The organism is Mesorhizobium australicum (genome assembly GCF_900177325.1).
GTDB lineage: Bacteria > Pseudomonadota > Alphaproteobacteria > Rhizobiales > Rhizobiaceae > Mesorhizobium_A > Mesorhizobium_A australicum_A.
On record NZ_FXBL01000004.1, the window covers coordinates 813,590 to 839,474 of the forward strand.

At 65.5% G+C, this 25,885-nt stretch carries 26 protein-coding genes; 19 read left to right on the plus strand and 7 right to left on the minus strand.

The features are described from left to right. The first annotated feature begins 12 nt into the window (after positions 1–12). From B9Z03_RS06285 to B9Z03_RS06325, 9 genes are all read left to right on the plus strand, one after another. Positions 13–1,074: an ABC transporter ATP-binding protein gene (locus B9Z03_RS06285; protein WP_085463410.1), complete on the plus strand. Its 1,062-nt coding sequence runs from the start codon at positions 13–15 to the stop codon at positions 1,072–1,074. 36 nt (positions 1,075–1,110) lie between these two features. Next, positions 1,111–2,193 (plus strand): ABC transporter substrate-binding protein, encoded by a 1,083-nt coding sequence (locus B9Z03_RS06290; RefSeq protein WP_085463411.1) that lies wholly within the window; start codon positions 1,111–1,113, stop codon positions 2,191–2,193. 37 nt (positions 2,194–2,230) lie between these two features. Then, positions 2,231–3,103: an ABC transporter permease gene (locus B9Z03_RS06295; protein ID WP_176247448.1), complete on the plus strand. Its 873-nt coding sequence runs from the start codon at positions 2,231–2,233 to the stop codon at positions 3,101–3,103. Positions 3,104–3,108: 5 nt separating this feature from the next. Then, the gene (locus tag B9Z03_RS06300) at positions 3,109–3,921 is read left to right on the plus strand and encodes an ABC transporter permease (protein WP_244561885.1); all 813 of its coding nucleotides are present in this window, start codon (positions 3,109–3,111) and stop codon (positions 3,919–3,921) included. Further along, positions 3,918–4,769 (plus strand): helix-turn-helix transcriptional regulator, encoded by an 852-nt coding sequence (locus B9Z03_RS06305; RefSeq protein ID WP_085463414.1) that lies wholly within the window; start codon positions 3,918–3,920, stop codon positions 4,767–4,769. The genes B9Z03_RS06300 and B9Z03_RS06305 overlap by 4 nt, the downstream gene beginning before the upstream one ends. 125 nt (positions 4,770–4,894) lie before the next feature. Then, the gene (locus tag B9Z03_RS06310; RefSeq protein WP_176247449.1) at positions 4,895–5,905 is read left to right on the plus strand and encodes a sugar ABC transporter substrate-binding protein; all 1,011 of its coding nucleotides are present in this window, start codon (positions 4,895–4,897) and stop codon (positions 5,903–5,905) included. A 24-nt stretch (positions 5,906–5,929) separates the two neighbouring features. Then, positions 5,930–7,516 (plus strand): sugar ABC transporter ATP-binding protein, encoded by a 1,587-nt coding sequence (locus B9Z03_RS06315; protein WP_085463416.1) that lies wholly within the window; start codon positions 5,930–5,932, stop codon positions 7,514–7,516. Continuing rightward, positions 7,513–8,436 (plus strand): ABC transporter permease, encoded by a 924-nt coding sequence (locus tag B9Z03_RS06320; protein WP_085463417.1) that lies wholly within the window; start codon positions 7,513–7,515, stop codon positions 8,434–8,436. The genes B9Z03_RS06315 and B9Z03_RS06320 overlap by 4 nt, the downstream gene beginning before the upstream one ends. A gap of 37 nt (positions 8,437–8,473) precedes the next feature. Continuing rightward, a complete protein-coding gene (locus B9Z03_RS06325) occupies positions 8,474–10,090 on the plus strand; it encodes a GMC family oxidoreductase (protein WP_085463418.1) in 1,617 nt (538 codons plus the stop codon). A gap of 72 nt (positions 10,091–10,162) precedes the next feature. On the opposite strand, the gene B9Z03_RS06330 is transcribed toward B9Z03_RS06325, so the two are convergent. Then, a complete protein-coding gene (locus B9Z03_RS06330) occupies positions 10,163–10,675 on the minus strand; it encodes a flavin reductase family protein (protein ID WP_176247450.1) in 513 nt (170 codons plus the stop codon). Between the two features lie 291 nt (positions 10,676–10,966). Between B9Z03_RS06330 and B9Z03_RS06335 the strand changes: the two genes are divergently transcribed. The 7 genes from B9Z03_RS06335 (at position 10,967) to B9Z03_RS06365 (ending at position 17,624) form a co-directional block, all read left to right on the plus strand. Further along, entirely contained in the window at positions 10,967–11,722 is a 756-nt protein-coding gene (locus B9Z03_RS06335; protein ID WP_085463420.1) for an ABC transporter ATP-binding protein, read from the plus strand. 47 nt (positions 11,723–11,769) lie between these two features. Next, positions 11,770–12,765 carry an ABC transporter substrate-binding protein gene (locus B9Z03_RS06340; RefSeq protein WP_085463421.1) on the plus strand — a complete coding sequence of 332 codons (996 nt, stop codon included), beginning with the start codon at positions 11,770–11,772 and terminating at the stop codon, positions 12,763–12,765. A gap of 75 nt (positions 12,766–12,840) precedes the next feature. Beyond that, entirely contained in the window at positions 12,841–13,665 is an 825-nt protein-coding gene (locus B9Z03_RS06345) for an ABC transporter permease (RefSeq protein ID WP_176247451.1), read from the plus strand. Then, positions 13,658–14,458 (plus strand): ABC transporter permease, encoded by an 801-nt coding sequence (locus B9Z03_RS06350; RefSeq protein ID WP_085463423.1) that lies wholly within the window; start codon positions 13,658–13,660, stop codon positions 14,456–14,458. Before B9Z03_RS06345 ends, B9Z03_RS06350 begins: the two co-directional genes overlap by 8 nt. Further along, complete coding sequence (locus B9Z03_RS06355; RefSeq protein ID WP_085463424.1) at positions 14,451–15,527, plus strand: ketopantoate reductase family protein; 1,077 nt, start codon at positions 14,451–14,453, stop codon at positions 15,525–15,527. Before B9Z03_RS06350 ends, B9Z03_RS06355 begins: the two co-directional genes overlap by 8 nt. Before the next feature lie 13 nt (positions 15,528–15,540). After that, positions 15,541–16,407, plus strand: coding sequence for a polysaccharide deacetylase family protein (locus B9Z03_RS06360; RefSeq protein ID WP_085463425.1), 867 nt, complete (start codon positions 15,541–15,543; stop codon positions 16,405–16,407). 113 nt (positions 16,408–16,520) lie between these two features. After that, positions 16,521–17,624 carry an LLM class flavin-dependent oxidoreductase gene (locus tag B9Z03_RS06365; protein ID WP_139832184.1) on the plus strand — a complete coding sequence of 368 codons (1,104 nt, stop codon included), beginning with the start codon at positions 16,521–16,523 and terminating at the stop codon, positions 17,622–17,624. A gap of 103 nt (positions 17,625–17,727) precedes the next feature. On the opposite strand, the gene B9Z03_RS06370 is transcribed toward B9Z03_RS06365, so the two are convergent. Further along, positions 17,728–18,645, minus strand: coding sequence for an AraC family transcriptional regulator (locus B9Z03_RS06370; RefSeq protein ID WP_176247452.1), 918 nt, complete (start codon positions 18,643–18,645; stop codon positions 17,728–17,730). A 94-nt stretch (positions 18,646–18,739) separates the two neighbouring features. Next, positions 18,740–18,940, minus strand: coding sequence for a hypothetical protein (locus tag B9Z03_RS06375; RefSeq protein ID WP_085463428.1), 201 nt, complete (start codon positions 18,938–18,940; stop codon positions 18,740–18,742). A gap of 98 nt (positions 18,941–19,038) precedes the next feature. On the opposite strand from B9Z03_RS06375, the gene B9Z03_RS06380 reads away from it, so the two are divergent. Next, the gene (locus tag B9Z03_RS06380) at positions 19,039–19,839 is read left to right on the plus strand and encodes a polysaccharide deacetylase family protein (protein WP_176247453.1); all 801 of its coding nucleotides are present in this window, start codon (positions 19,039–19,041) and stop codon (positions 19,837–19,839) included. Between the two features lie 12 nt (positions 19,840–19,851). Here B9Z03_RS06380 and B9Z03_RS06385 read toward each other — a convergent pair whose 3' ends face one another. The 4 genes from B9Z03_RS06385 to B9Z03_RS06400 are packed head-to-tail and all read right to left on the minus strand — an operon-like array spanning position 19,852 to position 23,232. Then, positions 19,852–20,241, minus strand: coding sequence for a RidA family protein (locus tag B9Z03_RS06385; RefSeq protein WP_085463430.1), 390 nt, complete (start codon positions 20,239–20,241; stop codon positions 19,852–19,854). Between the two features lie 12 nt (positions 20,242–20,253). After that, positions 20,254–21,144 carry an alpha/beta fold hydrolase gene (locus B9Z03_RS06390; protein WP_085463431.1) on the minus strand — a complete coding sequence of 297 codons (891 nt, stop codon included), beginning with the start codon at positions 21,142–21,144 and terminating at the stop codon, positions 20,254–20,256. A gap of 9 nt (positions 21,145–21,153) precedes the next feature. Further along, positions 21,154–22,068 carry an alpha/beta fold hydrolase gene (locus B9Z03_RS06395; RefSeq protein ID WP_176247454.1) on the minus strand — a complete coding sequence of 305 codons (915 nt, stop codon included), beginning with the start codon at positions 22,066–22,068 and terminating at the stop codon, positions 21,154–21,156. A gap of 9 nt (positions 22,069–22,077) precedes the next feature. Beyond that, complete coding sequence (locus tag B9Z03_RS06400; RefSeq protein WP_085463433.1) at positions 22,078–23,232, minus strand: LLM class flavin-dependent oxidoreductase; 1,155 nt, start codon at positions 23,230–23,232, stop codon at positions 22,078–22,080. A gap of 219 nt (positions 23,233–23,451) precedes the next feature. Between B9Z03_RS06400 and B9Z03_RS06405 the strand changes: the two genes are divergently transcribed. Together B9Z03_RS06405 and B9Z03_RS06410 are read left to right on the plus strand one after the other, a co-directional pair. Next, positions 23,452–25,005, plus strand: a complete 1,554-nt coding sequence (locus tag B9Z03_RS06405; RefSeq protein ID WP_085467523.1) for an acetolactate synthase large subunit — start codon at positions 23,452–23,454, stop codon at positions 25,003–25,005. 90 nt (positions 25,006–25,095) lie between these two features. Further along, positions 25,096–25,884, plus strand: a complete 789-nt coding sequence (locus B9Z03_RS06410) for an SDR family NAD(P)-dependent oxidoreductase (RefSeq protein WP_085463434.1) — start codon at positions 25,096–25,098, stop codon at positions 25,882–25,884. Position 25,885 lies beyond the last annotated feature (1 nt).

Sequence of the window (25,885 nt, forward strand, 5' to 3'; positions counted from 1 at the left end):
CGGGGCGAAGCAATGCTCTCGCTTGACGGGGTGAGCAAATCCTTTGGCGCGCATATCGCGGTCGAGGGGGCGACTTTCGAGGTCAGCCGCGGGGAGACGATTGCTCTTCTCGGGCCGAGCGGCTGTGGCAAGACGACGACGCTGAGGATGATAGCCGGCTTCCTGAAGCCGGACGGCGGGGCGATCCGCCTGGCAGGCGCCGACATCACGTCGAGCAAGCCCTACGCGCGGAACATCGGGATCGTGTTCCAGGACTATGCCCTTTTCCCTCATCTGTCCGTCGCGGAAAATGTCGCGTTCGGGCCACGCCATCGCGGCGTCGGCAAGGAGGAGACCCGGCAGCGGGTCGAGCGCTACCTGCGGCTCGTCCAGATGTCGGACAAGGCGGCGAACCAGCCCAACGCGCTCTCGGGCGGGCAGCAGCAGCGTGTCGCGCTGGCGCGTGCGCTGGCGACCGAGCCGGAGATCGTCCTGCTCGACGAACCATTGTCGGCGCTCGACGCCAAGCTGCGCGAACGGCTTCGCAGCGAGTTGAAGCAGATCCTCGGCGCGGCCGGTGCGACGACCATCATCGTCACGCATGACCAGGAGGAGGCGCTGAGCCTCGCGGATCGCGTTCTGGTCATGAATGGCGGCCGTATCATGCAGGACGCCGCACCGCGCGAAATCTACGACCGGCCGGCCAACCGCTTCATCGCCGAGTTCGTCGGCCGGTCGAACTGGATGAAAGGGGCCGTGACGGAGGACCGAACGGGATTCCGCATGGCCGGCGGGGCACTGGTGCCTCTCGCCGCATCCCTGCCGGCGGGCCGGCGGGTGTCGGGGTTCATCAGGCCGGAGAAGCTGCGGATTCTGGAAGCTTCCGGAGACACGCCGTCCGGCATGGTCTCGCTGCCGGCCGCCTTCCGCGACGCGATCTTTCTCGGCACCGACACGGAGATCACCTGCATGCTCGACACCGGCGACACCGTCGTGGTGCTCGACCGGACAGGTCGTGCCGCGGGCCTTGGCCGGGGCGACCGCGTGCGCGTCGGATTCCATCCGACGGAGATGGGGTTCGTCGACACCGAATAGAAACCGGTCGCAACGACCGAAAAGAGGGGAAGTCCAATGCGATTGTCCAGACGCCACCTGCTCAAGACCGGCATGCTTTCCACCGCGACGCTCGGAGCGCTGTCGGTCACCTCCCGCCTGCCGGCCTTCGCGGCCGACAAGCCGCTGACCGTCATCGACTGGGGCGGCAACTACATCGACAATATCCGCCTGGTGAGCGAGAAGCTGACCGGCTTCGACGTGACCTATGACGTCCATGCGGGAGACGCGACGGCCACCCTGACCAAGATGAAGACCACCTGGCCGAAGAGCGACTACGACGTCGTCGCGGCGTGGAATCCGATCTTCTCCTCCATGATCAACGAAGGCTGGGCGGAGACGGTCACCGCCGACGAGATTCCCAATCTGAAGGATGTTCCGTCCGCGCTTTTCATGAGCGACGGGACCGGCGCGTGGAAGACAGTGCCCCGGTCGATCATGGCGCTGCATTGGGGCTATGCGAAGCAGTTCTGCCCCTTCCCGCTCACCAACATCCGCGACCTTCTCGATCCGCGACTCAAGGGCCTGGTGCTGATGCCTCCGCCGCAATCCAGCACCAACATGCAGATGATATCGATCGCCTATGCGCTCGGAGGTGACGAGCGCAACATGGAGCCCGCCTGGGAGTTCGTGAAGAAGATGGCGGAGGCCGGCAATATCGGCCGCGTATCCATGTCCGACGCCGACACGTTCACGTCGATGTCTACCGGCGAGACCTGCGTCACCTTCACCACCTCGACCGGCTTTCAGCACATCGGCACGGTCACCCCGGTCGAGAACCTGGCGCGGATGCCGGCGGACAGCGGCTTCCGCACCGGCATCGTCACCGAAGGCTGGATCGTGCCGAAGGGAGCCAACACGGCGGCCGCCAAGGAATGGCTGAACGGCATGATGAGCCCAGAAAGCAACGCGGCCTTCTGTTCGGCGGTCGGCAGCATTCCCGCCAACATCAAGGCCACGGTGAGCGAGGAGCAGAAATACGTCGCCTTTACGGAAGAGGAATACGCGAAATACACCTTCCCAACCGACTGGGCCTATGTGGCGACGCAGGTCGATGGCTGGATCCAGCGCTGGGAAAAAGAGATCGCTCCGCTGCTTTGAGAAGGAGACGGCCATCGGCGGACTTGAAAGGACAGATATGTCGGGAACCGACCAACGCCTGCGGCTCATGCTAGTTGCGCTGCCGCTGGCGCTCTATCTTGTCCTCTTCCTTGCGCCGATGGCCATCGTCGTGATCGAGAGTTTCCGGCAGTTCGTGCCGGGGCGCATCGGTTCGGCGACGGGTGCGCCCCTGACGCTCGCCAACTATGCCGAACTGCTCGACGCCGCCTATCTCGGCTACTTTTTCCAGACGCTGCGCCTGTCGCTCGTCGCGTCCGTCGTGACGCTGGCACTGAGCTATCCGCTGGCGCATCACATCGCGCGACGCCCGACCGACCTCGCGCACAAGCTCATGGTCTGCGGGCTGGTGCTCCTGTTGTTCATGAGCGCGCTCGTCAAGGTCTTCGCACTGCTCATCTCGCTCGGCCCCTATGGATTCGGTCGCGAACTGGCAGGGCTTCTGGGTACCAGTCTCAACAGCCGCTTCATGTCCGAACTTCTCGTGGTCATCGGGCTGTTCAGCTTTGCCTTCCCCGTCTGCACGCTGATGCTTGTCTCCACGATCCAGGACGTCAATCCGCGATTTCTCGAGGCTGCGATGGCGCTGGGGGCGAACCGTACCAGCGGCCATTTGAAAGTCGTGATGCCGCTCTGCGCGCGTGGCTTCGCGGCTGCATTCCTCGTCGTCTTCACCCTCGGCATCAGCGCCTTCGTCATTCCGATGCTGCTGGGCCGCGGCAAGGTCACGTTCATGACCACGCTGATCTACAGCCGCTTCAGTTCGGTCGGGAATTTCCCGAGCGGAGCCGCCCTCGCGATCGTTCTGCTGCTGCTGTCCCTGCTGTCCGTCTACATGATCGGCATCGCTGCCGCGCGCCTCGCGCCCCGCATACAGGAGAAGATGGCGTGAAGCGGATGGCGGACAGGGCGGTGTTTATCGTCGTCGGCGCAGCGATGGCGCTGACGGCGGCAGTTCTCATCCTGCCGCTCGTCTACACGATAGCGATGTCGTTCGAACCGCGACCCACGATCGGTCCATTCCCGCCCGAGACGCTGTCGCTGCAATGGTACCGCAAGTTCTTCGAGAGCCCGTATTTCCTCGGAGGTCTCTGGACCAGCCTACTGGTGGCGCTGATCTCGTCGGCCGTCTCCTCGACGCTCGGCACCTTCGCTGCGATCGGCCTGTCGCGGGCGACGTTTCCGGGTGCAAGGCTGCTGAGCGCGCTGTTCCTGTCACCGCTTGTCGTGCCCGGCGTCGTGCTCGGTTTCGCCCTTGTCGTCTTCTTTTCGCTCACGGGCCTGGACTCGAGCTTCGCGCGCATCGTGCTGGCGCATTTGCTCCTCACGATCCCCTACACGATCCGGACGAGCCTTGCCGTGGTGGACGGCATATCACCAACCCTGACGGAAGCCGCTCTCAGCCTCGGAGCCAATGAGCGGCAGGCGCTGCTTCGCGTAGTCTTCCCTCTCGCCCGGACCGGCATCGCGACAGGCTTCATCCTCGCCTTCGCGTTTTCGATGGACGATATTTCGGCGACCATTTTTCTGACCGATCCGAAGGTCTACACCTTGCCCGTCGCGCTCGCGAGCAGCATCAAGTCCCAGTTCAACCTGACGATCGCCGCGGCATCCATCATGCTCATCCTGCTCGCCATCGCCTTCATCGTTGTTCTCGACAGGATTGTTGGCATCGAGGCGGTGCTGGGCAAAGGAATATACCGCTCATGAACGCAATCGCAGTTCCCGATGCCGCCGAGAACCGGCCGCTCGCACATGCCGTCCCGCGGACGTCGTCGCGTCTCGCGGCGCATTCGTCGGCGGTCGAGAGGCATCGCAAGATGCTCCGGTCCCGCCTCATCGACCGGAATGTCGGCGCGGTTCCTTCGGCCATGCTGGATTGCGCCGCCCACATGCTGCTTTATCTGGACGATCCAGCCGGCCTGCAGCGCGCCGTGCTGAGGCACCTGCTGGAGAAGCTGGACGCGAGCAGGACCGACATAGGTCTCGGCTCGCCCGACGAGCCGATGCACCGGATCGCCGTCGAGGAATGGCGCGACGGCGTGCCGGATCGCGCCCAGAGCCGTGAGGTGCCCAACAGGCACCCCGCGGTGCAGATCGTCTGGCGTTCGAACGGCGCGGTCTATCTCGACATCCAGAACGACCCGGTCCTGGGGACGCTGAGGACGGCGACCCTCGGCAGGGGCGTGCGCGCCAAGCTGGCATGCCGCATCCAGGACGGCGGGCGGGTGATCGGCATGGTCTGCGTCGACGCCCGCGAGCCGCGCGGCGACTGGAACGGACAGGCGCGGGACTATCTCAACACCATGACGGAGACTTTCATTGCCCCGATCCTGCGTGCGAGCCTCGATTGCGTGGAAGGGCGGGCACCGATGCCGCTGACCACGGCGGAGATGGCGGTGGCGCGGCTGGTCGCTGCGGGTATGACCGACAAGCAGGTTGGCAAGACGCTGGGCAAGTCGCCCAACACGATCGACAACCAGCTCAGAAGCATTCGCGCCAAGCTCAACGTCGCCAACCGGACGCAGCTCGCCAATGCCTGCTGGGCGCTTCTGTAGAGGCCAGTAGCGGATTCTCGCTATTTGCGGCAGGCAGATGTTGCCGTCTTGTTGAATCATCGGAGAACTGAGCCGAGACGGACAGGCGCAATGGCCGGCGTCGGGCTCCAACCAGAGGGATGAGCATGCATAGCCCTGTTTCGAGAATGCTGAGGTCGGCCGTCGCCGTCGTTGCGATGGCTTCGAGCCTGGCCGTGTCCGGCCCGGCGTCGGCCGCCGACTACAAGATCGCCTATCTCGCCGCCTCGCGGCCGAACATCTTCAACCAGGCCGTCTTCTCCGGGATGGAGAAGGCCGCGGCCGAGTTCGGCGTCGAGATCGAGATTTTCGACGGCGAGTTCAATCCGTCGAAGCAGTTCTCGCAGGTCGAGGACGTGGTCGCGTCCGGCCGGTTCAACGCGATCGCACTTCTCGCCAACGATTCCGTCGGCATCGTCCCCGCGCTGGAAGCCGCAGCCGCATCCGGCCTCAAGGTCGCGGCCGTCCAGTTTCCGCTGGGTGCCAACCCGGACACGCTCGAACCGCAGTTCAAGGGACTGACGACGACGGTCGCTTCCGTGCCCGCCGAGGCGGCGAAGCTGCAGGCCGATGCCGTCGTCGCCTTCTGCAAGGACAAGGCGGAATGCCGGGTGCTGATCCTGATCAGCCGGCTGATCTATCCGTTCGACAAGCGCAAATACGACGTCTTCGTCGAGGAGTTCGCCAAGCATCCGAACATAAAGGTGGTCTCCACCGTCGAAGGCGCCTACGACACCAGCACGTCGATGAAGGGTGTCCAGGACGCGCTCCAGGCCAATCCCGAGATCGACGCCATCCTGTCGATCGCCGACCAGCAGACGCTCGGTGCGGAGGTTGCGATCGAGGATGCCGGCCTCGAGGTCGAGAGCCTGTTCATCGTCTCGGGCGGCGGCACCGACATCGGGATCGAACGCATCAAGTCGGGCAAGTGGGACGCCAATCTGGCAGAGTTCCCAGCCAGCGAGGGCTACATCGCGGTGAAGACGCTCGTCGAGGCGCTCCAGGGCAAGGAAGTGCCGGCCGTCATCGACGCGCTGAAGATCGGCGCCGTCCCCTCCCTGGTCACCAAGGACGTGCTCGACTCCCATCCGGACTTCGTGCCGGAATGGAAGGGCTGAGAGGCCTGGCGCAACAAGGTGACGATGAACCCGGCTCCCGTATCCTTGTCGGCCAGCGAAGGCGACGCGGCGTTCGTGCGTCTTCGCGGCATCGGCAAGTCGTTCTCGGGAGCCAAGGTGCTGAGCGAGGTCGATGTCGACTTCAGGGCCGGCGAGGTCCACGCGATCATCGGCGAGAACGGAGCCGGGAAATCGACCGTGGGCAAGATCGTCGGCGGATACTACGCTGCCGACGAGGGATCGATCGAGATCGACGGCGCGAAGGTGGGGCGTTTCTCGCCGCGCCAGGCGCTCGCGAGCGGCATCGCGATGATCCATCAGGAGCTTCAGCTGGTGCCACAGCTCTCCGTCGCGAAGAACGTCTTCCTCGGGATAGAGAACAACCTGCTCGGCGCGACGCGGGGCGACGAGACCGCGAGGCTTCGCAAGCTCGACGAGCGTTGCGGTTTCGGCCTCGATCCTGACGCGCTGGTGTCGACCCTGCGCATCGCGGATCGCCAGAAGGTGGAGATCATGCGCGCGATCGCGCGCGACGCGCGGCTCATCATCATGGACGAACCGGCGTCCTCTCTGACCGCGGACGAGGTCGAGCGGCTGCATCGCATCATCATCTGGCTGCGCGACGACGGGCGGTGCGTCGTCTACGTGACGCACCAGCTGGATCACGTGCTGGCGCTGTGCGACCGCGTCACGATCATGCGTGACGGGCGACGTGTGCGGACGTCCGCCGTCAGCCCCGAAACCCGCGCCTCGCTCGTCGAGGGCATGATCGGATCGGCGACGGACATCGTGATCCCGCACCGGCCGCCGCGTCCCTCGCCGGAGATCCCCCCAGTGCTCGACGTGAAGGCGCTCACCACCAGCACGGGTCTGCGCGACGTCTCGATCGCCGTGCGGCCGGGCGAGATCGTCGGCCTGATCGGCCTCGTCGGCTCCGGGCGGTCGGAACTTGCACGCGCCATCTTCGGTGCGGACCCTTTGCAGGCGGGGCGCATTGTTGTCGCGGGGCAGGAGTATCAGAGCCCGTCGCCGGCGAAATCGATCAGGCGCGGCGTCGCCTTCGTGCCGGAGGACCGGCGCAAGCAGGGGCTCGACCTGACGCAGCCGACGCGCCCTAATCTGTCGCTGGTACATCGGCACCTGGTCAGCCGGCACGGCATCCTGAACCGCGGCGCCGAATATGCGCTGGCGCGCCGCCTGACCGACTGGCTGGGCGTCGTGCCGCGCGATCCGGATGGCATGGTCGCCACCTATTCCGGCGGCAACCAGCAGAAGGTGCTCCTGGCTCGCTGGACCTGCGAGCGGCCGATCCTGGCGATCCTCGACGAACCGAGCAGGGGCGTCGACATCAATGCACGGCGGCGCATCCACGATTTCGTGGTTGAGCTCGCCGGCCAGGGGGCGGGCGTCCTCCTGATCTCGTCGGAGCTCGAGGAAGTGCTGGGCCTGGCGCATCGCGGCTATCTGATGCGGGGCGGCCGGATCGCGGACGAGATCGATTGCGAGGGCGTCACCGAGGCGGACGTACTGCGCCGCCTCTTCGACGTGGAGGAGAAGACGAACCCCATGGCAACCCACCCGGGTCCAGCGCAGGCGAGCAAGACCGGATGATCCGCGACACTCTTCAGAAGTATGGCGTCCTGATCCTGATCGTGGCGCTGATCGTCGTCCTATCGGTGGCGAGCAATGCGTTCCTGACACCGCGCAACCTGCTCAACGTCGTCAACCAGGCCGTCCCGCTGGCACTGATCGCCAGCGCGCTGACGCTCGCGATCATCGCCGGCGGCTTCGACCTGTCGACGGGCGCGGTCTTCGGCGTCGCCTCGGTGCTCAGCGCCACGGTCGCGGTCAACCTCGATCCCATGCTGGGCCTCGTCGCGGGGCCGCTGATCGGCCTCGTTCTCGGCCTGGTCAATGGCGTCATCGTGACCGGCTTCAGCGTGCATCCCTTCCTCGCCACGCTCGCCACCGGCGTGGTCTATCGCGGCCTGGCTATCCTGATCGCCGGCGGCGGCCTCATCCCGGTGCGCGACGAGGTGTTTTCCTGGCTTGGCCGCGGCCGCGTCGGCATCGTCAATATCGCGGTGATCGTGCTCGCGGTCTTCGCGGCGGCGATGATGTTCCTGCTCAATGCCACCACCTTCGGTCGGCGCGTGCGTGCGGTCGGCGGCAACGAGGAGGCGGCGATCCTCTCGGGCGTCCGGACGGATCTGGTCAAGATCGCAACCTTCGCGCTGACGGGCCTTGCCGCAGGCCTCGCGGGCACGATCGCCGTCTCGCGCATCGGCGTCGGCCAGCCGACGGCCGGCGTCGGCATGGAACTGGACGCGATCGCCGCGGTGATCATCGGCGGCACCAGCATCTATGGTGGATCGGGCGCGGTCTACCGCTCGCTGTCGGGCGTGCTGCTGCTGGCGCTGATCGGCAACGGCTTCAACATCCTCAACGTCGACCCGTTCCTCAAGGATTTGACGACCGGACTGGTCATCCTTGTGGCAGTCGGCCTCAGCGCCAAGCGCCGGGCCCGATAGGCCGGACGATCGACATTCAGCATACGGAGAAAAGGCAATGACGTCTGAACGCCTTCGGTCTTTCGACTATGTCATCGTGGGAGCCGGGTCAGCGGGCAGCACGCTCGCCAGCCGGCTGTCGGAAGATCCGAAGGCGCGCGTCTGCCTGATCGAGGCGGGGCCGGCGGACTCTAACCTGTCGATCCATGTTCCGGCGGCGCAGATCAAGAACATGGTGAGCCCGCATTATTCCTGGCATTATTTCACCGAACCGCAGCGAGGGCTCGGCGGCCGCGCGATCCACATGCCGATGGGACGTATCCTCGGCGGATCGAGCTCGCTCAACGGCATGCTCTACGTGCGCGGCGACCGTTGGGACTACGACCACTGGGCGGAGCTCGGCTGCGACGGCTGGGCCTACGAGGACGTCTTGCCCTTCTTCCGCAAATCGGAGGGCAACGAGCGCGGCGCGAACCATTATCACGGGGGCGACGGGCCCCTGAAGGTGCGCAAGGGGACGCCCGGCACCGCGATCTGCGAGGCCTTCGTTGAGGCCTGTGCCGGCGCCGGCGAACGCATCAACGACGATTTCAACGGAGAGGACCAGGAAGGCTTCGGCTATTTCGACAACACGATCCATCGCGGCAGGCGCTGGAGCACGGCCTCCGCATTCCTGCGGCCCGCCGAGCGCCGGTCTAACCTGACCGTGCTGACACGCGCACTGGTGCCGCGCATCGTGCTCGAGAACGGCGTGGCGCGGGGTGTCGAAGTGGTCGTGAACGGTCGCAGCGAAACGGTCCAGGCGGATGCGGAGGTGATCCTCTGCGCTGGCGCGATCGGCACGCCGCACCTGCTGATGCTGTCGGGCGTGGGGCCGGCCGATCATCTGCGCTCCGTGGGCGTGGACGTGGCACTCGACGTGCCGAGTGTGGGTGCGAATTTCCAGGATCACCTTGGACATCACATCAATATCGATTGTCCGTTGCCGGTCAGCGCCTACCGGCTCCTGAATCCGGTGCGGGCCTTCATGGCCGGCGTGCAATATACGCTGACGCGCGGGGGGCCGCTGGGCCGCCCTTCGCTTCCGACCGGTGGTTTCTACAAGTCGAAACCGGACGCGGAGGTCGCCGATGCGCAGATGCATCTCACCATCGCCAAGCTGCCGGAGATCGAGGAGGTGTCGGGCAAGATACCGCTCCCCTCCGGCCATGGCTTCTGCGTCGTCGTCAACCAGGGCAGACCGGCGAGTCGCGGTCATGTCAGGCTCAAATCCGCCGACCCGATGGCGCGGCCGGCGGTCGATCCGAACTATCTCGGGGAAGCCTCCGACGAGGATGGCCTCTTCGCCGCAGTGGCGAAGGTCGGAGAGCTGATGGAGCGACCCGAGATGCGGCCTTACATCACCCTGCCCGACGAGCTGCCCCGCCGCTTTGGCGACCGCAAGGTCTTCCGCGCGGAGCTTCTCAGGATGGCCGGCAGCGCGTTCCACCCGGTCGGCACTTGCCGGATGGGCACGGATGCGGAGGCGGTCGTCGATCCGCAACTGCGCATGAACGGCATCAGGAGACTGCGCATCGCCGACGCGTCCGTCATGCCGACGCTGATCAATGGCAACACCAATGCGCCGTCGATCATGATCGGCGAGAGGGCCGCGGCGCTGATATCCGGCCGATAGGCGGCGACGGCTTTTGTCAAACAAGAGGGGCGGGATCATCCCGCCCCTCTTTCATTTCGTAGGTCTGGATGCTCAGCGGCCGGCGACGGCCTTGTAGCTTCCGTCGTGATAGACCAGCGGCATCGTCTGCGACCGCGAGCCTCGCAGCACGCGGCCGATGAAGATCGTGTGCGTGCCGACGCTGAGCTCGTTAACGGTCTCGCATTCGAGCGTGGCGACGACGCCGTCGATGACGGGGATGCCGTGCTCGTTGATCGTATAGGAAATGCCGTCGAACTGGTCGTCCAGCTTGCCGGCAAACCGGTTGCCGAGCTCGATCTGGTCCTCCGACAGGAGGTGGACGACGAAGTGCCGGCTGGCGCTGACGAGTGGATGGGTGCGCGTCGAGCGGTTGAGCACGATCAGCACCGTGGGGGGATCGGCCGACACCGACGAGAAGGCAGTGGCTGTCATGCCATGCATGTGACCTTCGTGCGAGGTGGTGATCACCGTCACACCGTTGACCATGGTGCGCATGATGGAACGGAACGCGCCATTGTCCATCGAGGGGAGGGCTGGTTCGGCGGCATCCACATGGATCGTCATCGCTTGCTCCTTCGGATCGTCATGCGAGTTCGTCATGGCGGCACAATGTTGGTGTGGCGGGCGGCCATCAAGCGATGCGTGGACCGGTTGCGCCCGGCGGCAACAACTCATGCCGCTGGCGGAAAACCGCGGCCGCATCGGCCTGCCGTAAACCCGGCAGAACGCGGCCTATTTATCGTCGGCGCACTATTGTTTTTCACTTCCGCGCCGTTCGATGACTTGTCGGAAAAGGCCCCCTAGCTTCGAAGCCGCGCTGCCAGCAGGCATGCGCCGCAAACGGACAGGACCGACTTGAACGCGATCGTCGAACTCAAGGATATCAGCATCTCCTTCTCGGGAGAGACCGTCTACGACCGGCTGTCCTTCGACATCCGCGACGGCGAGTTCCTTTGCATCGTCGGGCAGAGCGGCTGCGGCAAGTCGACCCTTCTCAGGGTGATCGGCGACCTGCTTAAAGTCGATTCCGGCAAGGTGCTGGTCGGCTCGCGGCCGGCGGACCAGGCTTGGGACGAGATCGCCTACGTCTTCCAGTCGCCTCGCCTACTGCCCTGGCGCAATGCCGAGGAGAACGTCGTTCTCGGCCAGCAGCTTCGTTTCGGGCGCAGTCGCTCCCGCGCCGAGATGCTGGAGAGGGCCCGCTCGCTGCTCGAGCTCGTCGGCCTCGGCAAGGACCGGCTGAAGATGCCGGCCATGCTGTCGGGCGGCGAGCGCCAGCGCGTCTCGATCGCGCGGGCGCTGGCGGTGGAGCCGCGCATCATCCTCATGGACGAGCCCTTCTCCGCCCTCGACGTCATGACGCGCCACCGCATGCGCGCCGAGATCGTCGATCTTTGGCGCAAGACCGGCAAGACCATCATCTTCGTCACCCACGAGGTCGACGAGGCGATCGAACTCGCGGACCGGATCGTGGTGCTGTCCAGCAAGCCGACGAAGGTCCGCTCGATCATCGAAGTGCCGCAGGACCGTCCCCGCAATCTAGAAGATCCGGCGCTGCGCGCAATGCACGACCAGCTCAGGAAGCTGATCGGCGACCCTTCGGTCCACTAGCAAAAAACGCCGGCTCGGCAATCGACCGGCTATAGAGGGAAACAGCCATGAAATCTCGTTTCGGAGCAGTCCTGGGAATGGCGTTGTCCATCGCCGCGTCGAGCGCGGCCTGGGCGGCGGAGAAGGTCACGGTGGGGATGATTGCCGATCCCGGCTATCACTCGGCCATGTGGGCGATCCTCAACGGCAAGGTGAGCGATCCCAATGTCGAGGTGTCGGTCGACTTCATGCCGATCCCGGCGGCGCACCAGGCGGCGCTGTCGCAGCAGTACGACATCATGCCGAACGGCACCAATGCGATCCCGGCTCTCGCGGAGCAGGGCCTGCCCGTGCGCGTGCTCGCCACCGTCATCCGCTACCTGCCCGGCGAGGACGTCGTGCAGCCGGGCCTGTGGGTGCGCAAGGACAGCCCGATCCAGAACCTGGCCGACCTGAAGGGCAAGTCGATCGCGGTCCAGTCGGTCTCGGCTGGCGACGTCGTTTCTCGCCGCGCGATCATGCAGGAATTGTACGGTTACAACGTCTCCGCAATCGGCGGCGACTTCAACTGGGTCGAGATTCCCGGCTCGCAGTTCGAGGCGGCACTGGAGGCCGGTCGCGTCGACGCCGCGGCCTTCTCGAACGTGAAGGCCTATCAGATCTCCAAGTCGCCGGACTATCGCGCCGTCATGCATGGCGGCGCCGATCTGGTGAAGCTCTATGGCGCGCCGCTGCCGGCCATCCTGCTCTTCACCTACCAGACCAAGATCGACGAGAAGCCGGAGGCGATCGCGGCGGCGGCCAAGCTGCTCGCCCAGTCCGCCCAGTATCTCAAGGAGCACCAGGACGAGGTGTTCGCGGACGTCGCGCCGAAATACAACATGAACCCGGCCGACCTGAAGGGCTGGTTCACCGAGTTTGGCGAGATGCCATACACGCTGAAGCAGTCCGACAAGGACGTGATGGTCAAATCCTGGGCCACCGCCGTGAAGCTGGGCATCCTCACCAAGGCACCTGATACGGCCGACGGGCTCATCGCGCCCCAGGCCGTGATGGCCGATTGATCCACACGCCATGCACTGGCGGCCTCCGCGATGCGGAGGCCGTTCCTGCTTGACCACGTTTACCAAGGACATCGAATGCAGATGGCCGCTGAGAGGCTGACGGACACGGCACCCGCGAAGGGTGCGCGCACGGGCGGCGGACGATGGATGCCGAGCCGGCGCACGGTGGCGACGGTGGCTTTCCTCGTCGCGGTGCTTGCCGTCTGGCAGGTCTACTCTCTGTTCGTTCCCCCGATCCAGATTCCTTCGCCGCTGCGCGTCGCGTCGCGCTTCGCCACGATGTGGTCGGATCCCGGCTTCCTGACCTATGCCGGCTACACTTTTCTGCATGTGCTGGTGTCGGTCGTGCTCGCCTTCGTTCTGGCACTCGTCATCGCCCTGCTCTGCTACTTCTTCCCGGTGCTGGATCTGGCCGTGTACGGGCGGCTCGCGCCATTTATGAACTCGTTTCCAGGCATCGGCTGGGCGTTCCTGGCGCTGATCTGGTTCGGCATCAACAGCCAGGCGGTGATCTTCTCCGCGACCGCCGCCATGCTGCCGCTTGCCCTGATCAACATCGGCACGGGGCTGCGCGAGCTCAGCCGCGAGGCGATCGAGATGTCTGTCTCCTTCACGCGCGCGCCGCTGCGCCAAGTCCGGCTGGTCATCCTGCCGATGCTGTTCCCGTATCTCTTCGCGGCGCTGCGCCTGTGCTTCGGCGTCTCGTTCCAGATCGTCGTCATCGTCGAGCTGCTCTGCGGCGCCAAGGGATTGGGCAGCATCATCAACTTCGCCCGCTCGCGCTACTGGACGGACATGATCTTCGCGGTGGCGATCCTCATCCTCCTCGTCGTCTTCCTGGTCGACCGGCTCGTGCTTGCGCGGCTGCAGGACCGCATCGGCAAGGTGTACAATGTCTAGCGGAACGCTCCTCTACCGGCTCTTCGGCCGCTCCAGCCTGGTCGCCAACGGACTGCTCGTCCTTGCGCTGGCCGCCTGGTGGGCAACCTCCAGCACACTGCCGGAGCGGATCTTTCCATCCATCGGCACCATCGCGCTCACCTTGCTCGATTTCGCGCAGGATCCGGAGTTCTGGTGGAACGCGGCGGTCACCTTTTCGCGCATCGTGGTGGCGATCGCGGCGGCGACGATCGTCGGTGGGTTGATCGGTATCATGCCGCGCTACTGGCCCTCCACCGGCGGCATTGTCGACAACATCCTCGTGCCGTTCTTCAGCTCCTTTCCCGGCCTCGCCTGGGCGATCCTGGGCACGGTCTGGTTCGGGGTGACGTCACAGGCGGTCATCATCGTCCAGTTCTTCATCGTTCTACCGTTCGCCCTCGTGAACGTCGCCGAGGGCGCCAAGGCGATCGGAACCGAAGAGGTGGAGATGGGGCGCAGCTTCAGCCGCAACCGACTTGCCACGTTCTGGCGCATCGAACTGCCGCTGCTCAGCCCGTTCTTCATGTCAGCGATCACGATCTCCTATGGCGTATGCTGGAAGATCAGCCTGATCGCCGAACTGTTCGGCGCCCGGTCGGGCATCGGCTACATGATGCAGCATGCCCAGGATGTCGGGCAGACGGATCGCATCCTCGCGCTCTGCATCGCCATCGTCATCTTCGTCATCATCGGCCAGCGCTTTATCCTGCAGCCGCTGTCGCGGCTAATCGTCAAGGGCGAAAGCAGCGGCGTGGCCGGCCGCAATGGCTGACCGGTCGCCTTCCGCGGGAGATCGAAGGCGCGTCCTCTTCTGGGGGGCGGGCGCGATCGGCGGGACCGTCGCGGCATATCTCGCGCGCAGCGGCCATGAGATCACCGTGGTCGATGCCAACCGCGCCCATGTCGAGGCGATCCGCGCGCATGGGCTGAAGATTGTCGGCCCGGTTGACCAATTCACGGTCGATGTCCCGGCATTCTCACCGGAAGAGGTGGCCGGCCGCTGGCCGGTCGTGATGCTGGCGGTGAAGGCGCAGGCGACGCGCGAGGCCTGCCGGCAGATCGCGGAGCATCTCGACGAGGATGGCATCGTCGTCTCGCTGCAGAACGGATTGTGCGAGACGCTGATCGCGGAGGAGCTGGGTGCGTCGCGCACCATGGGGGCCCTTATCGGCTTCATGGGCGACTGGCTGGCCCCTGGCGAGATCCGCTTCGGCCAGCGGGCGAAGTTCGCGGTCGGCGAGCTGGACGGGCGGATGTCGCCGCGGCTCGCCGATCTTGCGCGATTGCTTGGTGACTTCGAACCGGACGTCGAGGCGACGGACGACATCTGGGGCTATCTGTGGGGGAAGCTCGGCTTCGGCGCCCTGATCTTCGGAACTGCATTGGGTAAATCAACTCTTACCGAGCTGTTCTCCTCGCGCGAACTGCTGCCGGTGTGGCGTGGGCTCGCCGGTGAGGTGATGGCGGTCGCGGCGGCATCGGACATAAGGCCGAGGGGCTTCGATGGTTTCGAGCCGGCGGCTTTTTCGGCACAGGCGAGCCCGGCCGACGCGCAGCGCAGCATGGACGAGATGGCGGCGATCCTGAAGGGAAGCCCGAAGACGCATTCGGGCCCATGGCGCGACATCGCCGTCCACAAGCGCAGGACCGAGATACGCGATCAAATGGAGCCGGTGATCGCGGCAGGGCTGCGCAACGGCGTACCGACCCCGATGCTTCGCCGCCTGGTTGATCTCATCGGACGTGTCGAAAGCGGCGAGCTGGAGCAGTCCGACGCGCTGATCAGGCGGCTTGCCGACGGTGATCCGGCCCTCGCGGTCAACGAAGCATCCATTGCCTAAGGGAGAGAACCTCATGTCGTTTGCGCGTCCGGACCGCTCGAACTGGAAACTGCCGGACAGCGCGCGCATCGCCGTGTCCGTGAATCTCGCGCTCGAGGCGTTCCGCCACAAGAGCCAGCTGACGCTCGAGGCGCGGCCTGGCAAGACCGACCACTTCTCGCTGTCCTATGCGGAGTATGGCGCCCGCGCCGGCATCTGGCGGATCCTCGACCTGCTCGATGAGCTTGGCCTCAAGGCATCGATGTCGACCAACGGCAAGGCGGCGGAGCTTTATCCGGATGCCGTGCGGGCGGTGGCGCAGGCGGGGCACGAGGTCGTCGGCCACGGCTGGGAGAACGACGTCCTCAATGAGGACGCCGATCCCGAGAAGGAACTGGAAGAGATCCGTCGCGTCACAGAGGCCATTGCCTCCGCGGCCGGCGTGAGACCCGTCGGCTGGACCAGCCCCGGCTCGGCTGGATCGCAGAACACGCTCGATCTGCTCGCGGGCGAGGGCTACATCTGGAACGGCGACCAGGCCAATGACGATCTGCCTTACAGCGTGCCGACGAAGAACGGCCCGATGATGATCCTGCCGCGCGTGAACATGCCGCAGAACGACCTCATCATGTGGGCGAAGGCGAACAATCCGCCCGGTGTCATCTTCGAGAGCTTCAAGGACACATTCGACGAGCTCTACGCGGAGGGCCGCAAGGGCAGCCCGAAATGGGTGGAGATCGTGCTTCATGCCCATATGGGCGGACGTCCGACGCTCATCCCCACCGTGCGGCGCTGCATCGCCTATGCCCGCCAACACGAAGGCGTCTGGTTCCCGCGCAAGGGCGACATCGCCCGCTGGGCCGCTGGCATCGAGGGCATAGACCTCGGCGCCCGCGCCTGACGGCGGTTCGGGCACAGGATAATCATCAGACGTTCTGACGGAATTGTTCTTCGGTCTGCCGAGGATCGATTGGGCTATTCTCAAGGATATTGCTGGATCGGAAGGATTTCGAGATGCAGAAGAGTATTTTCATGCAAGGCGGCGCGCCCTTCAAATTGGGGTTGTTCGGCTACCTGCATGACGGTGGGGTGAGCCTGACCACCGCCAGCGAGCGATGGGCCGCCAACTGGGACGACATCGCGAAGATGGCGGTCTATGCCGATGAAGGCGGGCTCGATTTCCTGCTGCCCTATGCCAGGTGGAAGGGCATTCCCGGCGAGATCCCCCAACGCACATGGTCGTTCGAGACCCTGGCGCAGGCGGCTGCGCTGTCGGGCCTGACGAAGCGTATCGGCGTCTTCTCCACCGTTCACACGCCGATCATCCATCCGGTCATTGCGGCAAAGATGATGGCGACGATCGATCACGCGTCGCACGGCCGCGCGGGCGTGAACATCGTCTGCGGCTGGAACCAGGACGATTTCGACATGTTCGGCATCGAGAGCCTGCCGCATGACGAACGCTACAAGCACGGACGCGAATGGTTCGAGATCTGGTCGCGGCTGATGTCCGGCGTGACCGAGCCGTTCGACTACGACGGCGATCATTTCAAGGGCGTCCGCCGGGCCGAGGCGATGCCTGGAAGCGTCCAGCGCCCCTGGCCGGTCGTCATCTCCGCCGCGTTCTCACCTGCGGGGCGGAGCTTTGCCATGGAGACGTCGGACTATCTTCTGACGGTCGCAGAGGATCTGGAAGCGGCGCGCCGGGAGATCACGGCACTGTCCGACCTGCCGTCAAGCGGCAACCGTGCCGAGCCGCTGAAGCCGATCGCGGTGTGCTACGCGGTCTGCCGCGAGACGCGGGAGGAGGCCGAGGCGTTTCACCGCTACTATGCCGAGGAGAAGGCCGACAATGTCGCCGTCGACTATTGGGTAGCGGGCCGCCAGACACAGGCGATGCTGCCGGAGGCGATCTATCGCATGCGCACGCGCATCGCCGGCGGCAATACCAACTTCCCGTTGGTCGGCAGCCCGCAGGATGTCGCCGACCAGCTCATCGCCCTCCATGAGGCAGGTTTCTCCGGCGCGGGGATAGGGCTCGTCGACTATGTCGCGGACCTGCCGATCCTTGTCGAGAACGTGGTGCCGATCCTCGCCAAGGCCGGGCTTCGCGCGTAGTCGCTAAAGACCCCCTCGTCGTCCGGCCGAGTGCCGGGCGGCGGCATGCCGGAAAAGGACAAGGCGGCCGAAGCCGCCTTGCGAGAGCCGAACCGGAAGCGTATTAGCCGGCTAATTCCCGGCCGGCGGCGCGGCGCCATTCGGTCGCCGACAGGCCATAGCGCTGCTTGAATGCCGCCGCGAAATGCGCCTGGCTCCTGAAGCCCACCCGATAGGCGATCTCGCGGATCTGGACGTGCGCCTTCTGCGGATCGGCGAGCTCCTTGCGGGCCACTTCGAGCCGGTTCGTGCGCATGAATTCGCAGACCGTCTCGTCCGACTCGTGGAAGATCTTGTGCAGATAGCGGACCGAAATCCCCATCGCGTCGGCGATCTTGTTGGGGCCGAGCGCCGGGTCCGCGGCATTGGCCTTCACGTAGGCGGCACAGCGCCGGAAGATCGCATGGCGGCCCGAGGGATCGATGGTGCTCTGCGTGTCGGCCTCGACCGCAATGCTCACGAGCTCGATCACCTGGCTGCCATAGCCGTAGGCCATCGGCATAGGGATATGCCGGATCTCGCTGAGCAGCAGCTTGAGCTGGTTCGATGCGATGCGCCACGGTGAGCCGCTGCAGGTTATGGGCTGGGCGATCAGCGCCGGGACGTGGCGCAACCGCGCCTGCAGCAGCGAGGCGGGGATGAAGATGCCCAGGATCGAATATTCACCGCTTGCCGTAAATTCCAGGCTGTGCGCGCAATCGAGCAGGACATACTGGCTGCGCTCCAGCGTGAAGCGCCGCCCCCGGTGTTTCACGGCAATTGCGCCGTTCTCGACGAGCAGCAGCAGGAACCGGTCCGCCCTCGTATAGGCGAGTTCGGCCAGCTGTTCGACGGATTGCGCCTTCTCGAGCGTCAAGGTGACGAGCTCGACATTTCCCAGCATCGTCACCGGGAGCTTGGGGCTCCGATGGACCTGATGCGGTACGGATACTCGTAAGGACGTACTGATCATTTCATGCTCCGCGTTCGAGGTGCGAGGCAAAATCCCCGATGCCGGACCGCTCTTTCGGCGGCTGTTCGGTGGAGGTCGGCTCTCTCGGCTCCAGATATGATGCATACTTATTATAAGAGTACAGTCAATATGAATTCGTCGTTTTGAGGCTGCGCCGCAGGCGTGTTTGCGGTCGTCCGTTGCGGTTCCGGCGTTCGGGCTGGATGCGTTCGAGGAGACCCTGCGACAGGCCGCGGCCTTCGATTTCCCGGTGACGCAACAATTCCTGCGTTGTCGCGATCAGCCGGGCATCGGCTCCGCATTGGGCATGGCCAGCGATGCCCATAGACTCCCCGGACAGAATCCAGCCCTTCGGAGTTTCGAGCCATGACCAGGAAAAGAAGATCCTTCCCGCGTGAGTGGTCGTGGCCGGATGGCAAACTCATGGCCGTCACCATCGGCGTGCCGTTCGAGGCATTCCGCTTCCAGAGCCAGTTCAACTACATCGCCACGCCCGGCAAGAAGGACCTGCTGTCGCTGTCCTATGCCGACTACGCGTGGAAGTCGGGCGTATGGCGCCTACTCGATCTGCTCGACCGCTTCGGTGCCAAGGCCTCGATGGCGACGAACGGCCAGGCCGCCGAGACGCATCCCAACATCGTGCGCACCTTCGTCGAGGAGGGGCACGAGGTGATGGGGCATGGCTGGGTCAACGACGTCTATATCAAGGACGCCGGCGAGGAGGCCGAGCGCGAGGAGATCCGCCGCTGCACCCAGGTGCTGACCGAGGCCTCGGGCGGCGTGGCGCCGGTCGGCTGGACGAGCCCCGGCAGCACGGGGTCCGACCACACGATCCGGCTGCTCAAGGAAGAGGGCTACATCTGGAACGGCGACGATCTGAGCGACGACCTGCCCTTCGTGGTCGAGAGCGGCGCCGGCCCGTTCGTGATGATGCCGCGCCAGAGCCTCGCTACCAACGACATCACCCACTGGGTGTTCTCGCGCAATCCGCCGAGCGTGATGTGGGAAGGCTTCAAGGATACGTTCGACGCGCTCTATGCAGAGGCGAAGGAAGGTGGCGCGCGCTCGATCGACATCACGCTGCACGCGCATATGGCCGGCCGGCCGACTCTTATCCCGGCGATTGAGCGCATGCTCTCCTACGCGCTCGAGCACGAAGGGGTCTATTTCACCCGCAAATGCGACATCGCGCGCTGGACGCTGGACAAACACGCCGCGGCCTGAGCCGCGGCGGCGTCAGTCGACGCTTCGCCGTTTGGCCGTCACTTCGATCTCCACCCACATTTCCGGCAGCATCAGGCTGCTCACGGTCATGAGGGTGGAGGCCGGACGTATCTGTGCGAGCACCTCGCCGCACACTTCGGCCACCGGAACCATGTAGGCGCGGTCCGTCACGTAATAGGTGGCGCGCACGATGTCGGCGAGGTCAAACTCCGCCTGGGCTAGCGCATCGCCGATGATGCGCCAGCAGTTCCAGACCTGCCTGCGAATGTCGGGCGGCAGCGTCGTTGAGCCTTCCTCGTAGCCGACGACGCCGGAGACGAACACGAAGGGCTCGTCCACTACGGCGCGCGAATAGCCGTATTTCCGCTCGAACGGCGAGTTCGTGGCGATCAGCCGGCGCATCGCAACGCCGGCTCAGGCCGCTTCCGCGGCCAATCCCGACTGGAATGCCGTGAGAAGGCGGAAGAATTCGTCCGGTTGCTCGCGGAAGGGGAAAGATCCGGAGCGGTTTATCAGATGGAAGTGCGCCGCGCGCTGTTTGGCAGCGATGATCCGGTAGAGCCAGACGCCGTGATCGACCGACACCAGCGGATCGTTCTTCGCCCAGATGATCTGTGTCGGCACGCGAACGCCAGCTTCGCGCGCGACGCGGAAGAAACGCGACTTGGCGCGCATGATCGAGACCTGGATATCGCTCTCCGTCGCCGGCCGATCCGGGTCTGCAACCGCCCTGTGACCGGCGAGCCCTGCCGCCCTGACCGAAGCGTCGAGCAGGTCGGCGTCGATGTGGTGATGGCTGTAGGAAAGCCGGTCGTAGGCCCATGCCTGCGACTCGCGCGACCAGAGCGGTCGCGGCGGGCTGAGCAGCGACAGGTTCTCCACGCCGTCGCCCGTGGGCGAGGCCGCATTGCTGGCGACGATGGTGAGCGAGGCGACGCGGTCCGGATGATCGATCGCCGTCCAGAGCGCGACGAGGCCGCCAAGGTCGTGGCCGACGAGTTGCACCGGTTCCCGCGCCTGGCTGTCGATCAACGCAGTCACGTGCGCGACCATGCGCTCCACCGTAAGCGGCCCGACGCCGGCCTCGGTGTCGCCGCTCGCCAGAAGGTCCGGCACGAAGATGCGGCCACGTTCGGCCAGCCGGTCCGGCATGGAGCCCCACAGATGCGTGCCGCCGCAGAAGGGCGAAACGCCCGGCAGGCCGCCGTGCAGCAGGACCGTGGCCGGTCCGGGACCGGCTCCGCCGGCCAGGACGCGGGTACGGACGCCATCGATGGCGGCGAAGGATTCGGTCAGCTTGGTCATGAATCCCTCCTAGGCGCTATAGAGCGAGACAAAGGCGTCGAGCAACGCGTTGAAGCGGTCGGGATGTTCCCGGTAGACGAAGTGCCCCGCCTTGTTGACGAGGTTGAGCGTTGTGCGGCGTTCGTGCGCGGAGATCATGTTGAACATCTCGACGCCGCGCTCCGCGACTACCGTGCGGTCATTGAAGCCCCAGACGATCTGGGTCGGGCGCTGCAGCCGGCCTTCGTTGATCCAGGCGAGCGTCTCGCGCTTGTAGCGCGCGAGGTCGGGCAGGAAGAGGCGGACGCCGAGCTTCTCTTCCACCATTTTCGAGACGCCCTTGCGGTAGACCGGTTGCGAAAGGACATCCATGACGACGTCCAGCCATTCCTCGGTGACCGTTTCGGGGTTGTGGCAGTAGTTCTCGTAGACCCACCGTGCCGATTCCCGCGTGAAGGGCGGGAAGGGCGGGTTGGCCAGCGTCACCTCGTTGGTGCCGACGCCGGGGCTGAGCGTGCCAGACGAGACGATCGACAGCGAGCGGACCAGTTCCGGATACTCCATCGTCAGGCGGGCGGAGGCGAAGCCGCCACGCGAATGGCCGACGATGTGGACAGGGGGAAGCTTCATCGCGCGGATGAAGTCTGCGATATGCCGGACCACGCGCGACATGACGTAGTCCTCGTCTCGCTCCGGCACGTCCGTGTAGCCCTGGCCGATCTTGTCGGGAACGACGACGCGGTATTTCTCCGAGAGCGGGCCGGCGTTGAGGCTCCACACCGCGGCGCTCGACGACGCCTCCGCGCCGCCGAAATTGCCGCCATAGACGAAGACGATCGTCTGCTCTCCCGATCCGAGGTCGTGATAGGCGGTGCGGATGCCGCCGACATCGATGTACGAGCGTTGCGGGAAAGCCGTCGTCGCGGCTCGGGCTGGTTGCAGCATCATGTTCTCCTAGGCGGCCGCCTTGCCCACGGGCGCGAAGGGCGCGCGGAGGCCGCGTTGTTCGAGGATGGGCAGGACGTCGCGGTTGAACCGGGTCATCCCGTCGATGAAGTCGACATAGGTGAAGAGGATTCCGTCGAGGCCGGCCTGCGACAGCTGCGTCAGCCGTTCGGCGATGTGGTCGGCGGTGCCAACCAGCTGGTTGCCGCCGCCGCCGGCGGCGAAATGGTTGCGCAACTTGGCCAGCGTCTCGGGCGACATGCCCTTGGCAGTCGCCGCGTTTCCGGCGACCCAGCCGTCGACGCTCTCCTTGTCCTGCTGCTCGACCGCGTAGTGGTTGAGATAGGCCTGTGCCTCGCTCATCGTATCGCGTTGCACCATCGGCGCATAGGTCCAGACCTGGACCTCGCGGCCGAACTCGTCGCGGGCGAACTGCTTGTAGGCGCTGATCTGATGACGCCACTCTTCGGGATCTTCCGAGTGCAGCAGGAGGAAGCAGATGTCAGCATGGGCGCAAGCAAAGCGGCGGCCGGTGTCGGAGCCGCCAGCGCTCATGATGGGAGGGCAGGGCTTCTGCACCGGCTGCGGCATCGACATCGCTGCCTTGACCTTGAAATATGTTCCTTCGAAATCGAATTCCTCGCGGGCAGTCCATAGCCGGCGAATGATCTCCAGCCATTCGGCGAGATGCTCGTAGCGTTCGGTGTGCTCGCGCAGCGGCGCGCCGAACATTTCGAGCTCCGGCCGGTTCCAGCCGGCAACGACGTTGAGCACGAGACGCCCGTTGGAGATGATGTCGATCGTTGCGCATTGCTTGGCGGCGGCGATGGGGTGGATCGTCGGCGCGTGGCTGGTGGCGAACACCGCCGCGTGGGACGTGGCCTGCGCGACGCCGGCCGCGAAGGTGAACGGGTCGAGGATGATGCCGGCCGGATGATCGATGCGGCCTTCGATATAGCCCTTCCAGCGCGCATAGGCGACGATCGCCTCATAGCCGGACTCGTCGGCAAGCCTCGCCGTGCGGATCACGTTGTCCCAGGCCGGCTTGTACGCCTCGGGCACGAGCGTGTGGGCCGAACCCTTCCCGTTGGTGCCGAAGATGCCGATCTTGAGCTTGTTGGCCCCGAACAGCGGGTTGTTGGGTCGATGGACGAGCTGGGTCATCGGCGGCCTCCATGCGGGTCCTGTCGGCCCGGAAAATGTTCTCAGGGACGTTTATGACCGGCCGCCTCGGAAGGCCATGCAGGGCTTTTCGCGGCAGCGCCCGGATGTTTTTCTGGTCGAGGTCGCAGCTTCCGCCCCGCGCGCACGCCGAATATCCGATCGCTATCGACCCTCCGGCCCAAGACTCTCCGTCGGCCCAAAAACAGCTAAGGTGTGCATGTGAACGGTGCGGAACTCCTGTGCGACGTGCTTCTCGCGCACGACGTGGATACCTGCTTCGCCAATCCCGGAACGTCGGAGATGCACTTCGTCGCGGCGCTGGACCGCAACCCGCGCATGCGTTGCGTGCTGGGTCTGTCCGAAGGTGTCGTGACGGGGGCGGCGGATGGCTATGCCCGCATGACCGGCAAACCGGCCGCGACCTTGCTCCATCTCGGACCGGGTCTCGCGAATGGTCTGGCCAACCTGCACAATGCACGCCGCGCGAACTCGCCGATCATCAACGTCGTCGGCGATCACGCCGGCTACCATCTGCCGCTGGACGCCCCGCTGACTTCGGATATCGAGAGCCTTGCCCGTCCGATGTCGCACTGGGTGGGCCGCGCCAGCGATGCGGCGCTGATCCGCGAGGTCGCGACCGAGGCGTGGTCGCAAGCCGTCTCCACGCCCGGCATCGCCACGCTGATCCTGCCCGCCGACGCGGCATGGGGCAATGCGGGCCAGCAGCGGGCGACGCCATCGCGTCAGCCGCAACCTGCCGTACTCGACATCTCGCGCATGGGCGAGGCCGCTCGCGCGCTCTCCGCCCCGGAGGGCGTTGCGATCCTTCTCGGCGGGCGCGCCTTGCAGGGGCATGCCCTGGAGCTTGCCGGCAGGATCGCCGCGGCGACCGGCGTCCGTATCTTCGCCGAGACGGGAAATGCACGCATGGAACGCGGCGCAGGCCGCGTGCCTGTGGACCGTATTCCGTATCCCGTCGACTTGGCGGTCGCGTTCCTCGCGGATGTGCAGACGCTGATCCTGGTGGGCGCGAAGCCACCCGTGGCCTTCTTCGCCTATCCCGGCAAGCCGGGCCGGCTCACCCGACCGGACTGTCGTATCGTCGACGTCGCGGGCAGGGGGCACGATCTCGAGGCGGTGCTGGAGGAACTGGCCGAACGGGTCGGCGCGAGCGATGCAGTCGCTTCGGCATCGGCCTACGAGGCGGATGACATCTCGGCGCTTCCGGACGGCCCCCTCACCCCGGCCACCATTGCGCACATCGTGGCGGCAACGCTGCCGGACGGCGCGGTCGTCTGCGATGAATCGCTGACCTCCGGCGCTGATTTCTTCGCGCGCTCGCACACATCGAGGCCGCACGATTTCCTGTCCTTGACCGGCGGTTCGATCGGCATCGGCATACCGCTCGCCACTGGTGCGGCGATTGGCGCGCCGGGTCGCAAGGTGGTGGCGCTGCAGGCCGACGGGAGCGGGATGTATACCGTGCAGGGGCTGTGGACCCAGGCGCGCGAGCGTCTCGACGTCGTGACGATCGTCTTCGCCAACCGCGCCTATCGCATTCTCGAGACGGAACTGCGCAATGTCGGCGTATCCGACGCCGGGCCGAATGCGCGCCGCATGCTGGAGCTGGTCGAGCCGTCGCTCGACTGGGTCAAGCTTGCCGAGGGCATGGGGGTCGAGGGACGCCGGGTCGATACGGTTGCCGGTTTCAGGAAAGCGCTGTCGGCGGCGTTCGAATCCAGAGGTCCTTTTCTCATCGAGGCGGTCATCTGAGGGGGCCGAAGATGTTCGGGGCCGACCTCTCCGCGAATTTCGTCATGCGCCGTTCCTGACCGGGACGGCTTCCTTTTCCAGGAGGTTCAGATGTCGTTTGCAGGAAAGGTCGCGGTCGTCACGGGTGCCGCCGAAGGCATCGGGGCGGCGATCAGCCGTGCCCTGTGGGATGCCGGCGCGGATATCGCCGCGATCGACATCAAGCCGGTCGAGCGCGAGCGGCTGACCGGCGGAAGGCAGGGCACGGGACAGCGCTTCCGCTCCTATCATTGCGACGCGACATCGTCCGATCAGGTCCGGACCGTGTGCGCGCAGGTGCAGGAGGATTTCGGCCCGGCCGCGATCCTCGTCAACAATGTCGGTGGCGGCGGAACGGAACCCGGGGACGACGTCGAGACCATCAGCGACGAGCAGTGGGAATTCGTGCTCTCTCTGACGCTCTCCAGCGGCATGCGCTTCACGCGCGGGCTCGTGGGAGGGATGAAGGCGCAAGGCTACGGCCGCATCATCAACATCTCGTCCTCATTGCGTGAGGGCGTGTTCGGCTCGGTCGGCACGGTGCGCGGCCGGCTGCCCTATGTAACCTGCAAGATGGCGGTCGTCGGCCTGACGCAGCAGCTCGCCAACGATCTCGGCCCGTTCGGCATCACGGTGAACTGCGTCAGCCCCGGGCTGACGCTGCCGGGCGAGGATGCGCGCATCACGCAGCGCTTCCGCTCGCTGCCGCCGGAGGAGCAGCAGAAGCTCTACGCGCATATCCCGCTCGGGCGGCTGGCGTCGGGCGAGGACATCGCCAATGCGGTGCGGTTTCTGGCGACGGAGGAAAGCGGATATGTCAGTGGCCAGACGATCACGGTAGCTGGAGGGGGCTATCGCTAAA

What these genes read in the sequence shown, in the direction of transcription:
- B9Z03_RS06285 (WP_085463410.1), top strand. Translation starts at nt 13, where the DNA reads ATGCTCTCGCTTGACGGGGTGAGCAAATCCTTTGGCGCGCATATCGCG.
- B9Z03_RS06290 (WP_085463411.1), top strand. Translation starts at nt 1,111, where the DNA reads ATGCGATTGTCCAGACGCCACCTGCTCAAGACCGGCATGCTTTCCACC.
- B9Z03_RS06295 (WP_176247448.1), top strand. Translation starts at nt 2,231, where the DNA reads ATGTCGGGAACCGACCAACGCCTGCGGCTCATGCTAGTTGCGCTGCCG.
- B9Z03_RS06300 (WP_244561885.1), top strand. Translation starts at nt 3,109, where the DNA reads ATGGCGGACAGGGCGGTGTTTATCGTCGTCGGCGCAGCGATGGCGCTG.
- B9Z03_RS06305 (WP_085463414.1), top strand. Translation starts at nt 3,918, where the DNA reads ATGAACGCAATCGCAGTTCCCGATGCCGCCGAGAACCGGCCGCTCGCA.
- B9Z03_RS06310 (WP_176247449.1), top strand. Translation starts at nt 4,895, where the DNA reads ATGCATAGCCCTGTTTCGAGAATGCTGAGGTCGGCCGTCGCCGTCGTT.
- B9Z03_RS06315 (WP_085463416.1), top strand. Translation starts at nt 5,930, where the DNA reads ATGAACCCGGCTCCCGTATCCTTGTCGGCCAGCGAAGGCGACGCGGCG.
- B9Z03_RS06320 (WP_085463417.1), top strand. Translation starts at nt 7,513, where the DNA reads ATGATCCGCGACACTCTTCAGAAGTATGGCGTCCTGATCCTGATCGTG.
- B9Z03_RS06325 (WP_085463418.1), top strand. Translation starts at nt 8,474, where the DNA reads ATGACGTCTGAACGCCTTCGGTCTTTCGACTATGTCATCGTGGGAGCC.
- B9Z03_RS06330 (WP_176247450.1), bottom strand. Translation starts at nt 10,675, where the DNA reads ATGACGATCCATGTGGATGCCGCCGAACCAGCCCTCCCCTCGATGGAC.
- B9Z03_RS06340 (WP_085463421.1), top strand. Translation starts at nt 11,770, where the DNA reads ATGAAATCTCGTTTCGGAGCAGTCCTGGGAATGGCGTTGTCCATCGCC.
- B9Z03_RS06345 (WP_176247451.1), top strand. Translation starts at nt 12,841, where the DNA reads ATGCAGATGGCCGCTGAGAGGCTGACGGACACGGCACCCGCGAAGGGT.
- B9Z03_RS06350 (WP_085463423.1), top strand. Translation starts at nt 13,658, where the DNA reads ATGTCTAGCGGAACGCTCCTCTACCGGCTCTTCGGCCGCTCCAGCCTG.
- B9Z03_RS06355 (WP_085463424.1), top strand. Translation starts at nt 14,451, where the DNA reads ATGGCTGACCGGTCGCCTTCCGCGGGAGATCGAAGGCGCGTCCTCTTC.
- B9Z03_RS06360 (WP_085463425.1), top strand. Translation starts at nt 15,541, where the DNA reads ATGTCGTTTGCGCGTCCGGACCGCTCGAACTGGAAACTGCCGGACAGC.
- B9Z03_RS06365 (WP_139832184.1), top strand. Translation starts at nt 16,521, where the DNA reads ATGCAGAAGAGTATTTTCATGCAAGGCGGCGCGCCCTTCAAATTGGGG.
- B9Z03_RS06375 (WP_085463428.1), bottom strand. Translation starts at nt 18,940, where the DNA reads ATGGGCATCGCTGGCCATGCCCAATGCGGAGCCGATGCCCGGCTGATC.
- B9Z03_RS06380 (WP_176247453.1), top strand. Translation starts at nt 19,039, where the DNA reads ATGGCCGTCACCATCGGCGTGCCGTTCGAGGCATTCCGCTTCCAGAGC.
- B9Z03_RS06385 (WP_085463430.1), bottom strand. Translation starts at nt 20,241, where the DNA reads ATGCGCCGGCTGATCGCCACGAACTCGCCGTTCGAGCGGAAATACGGC.
- B9Z03_RS06390 (WP_085463431.1), bottom strand. Translation starts at nt 21,144, where the DNA reads ATGACCAAGCTGACCGAATCCTTCGCCGCCATCGATGGCGTCCGTACC.
- B9Z03_RS06395 (WP_176247454.1), bottom strand. Translation starts at nt 22,068, where the DNA reads ATGCTGCAACCAGCCCGAGCCGCGACGACGGCTTTCCCGCAACGCTCG.
- B9Z03_RS06400 (WP_085463433.1), bottom strand. Translation starts at nt 23,232, where the DNA reads ATGACCCAGCTCGTCCATCGACCCAACAACCCGCTGTTCGGGGCCAAC.
- B9Z03_RS06410 (WP_085463434.1), top strand. Translation starts at nt 25,096, where the DNA reads ATGTCGTTTGCAGGAAAGGTCGCGGTCGTCACGGGTGCCGCCGAAGGC.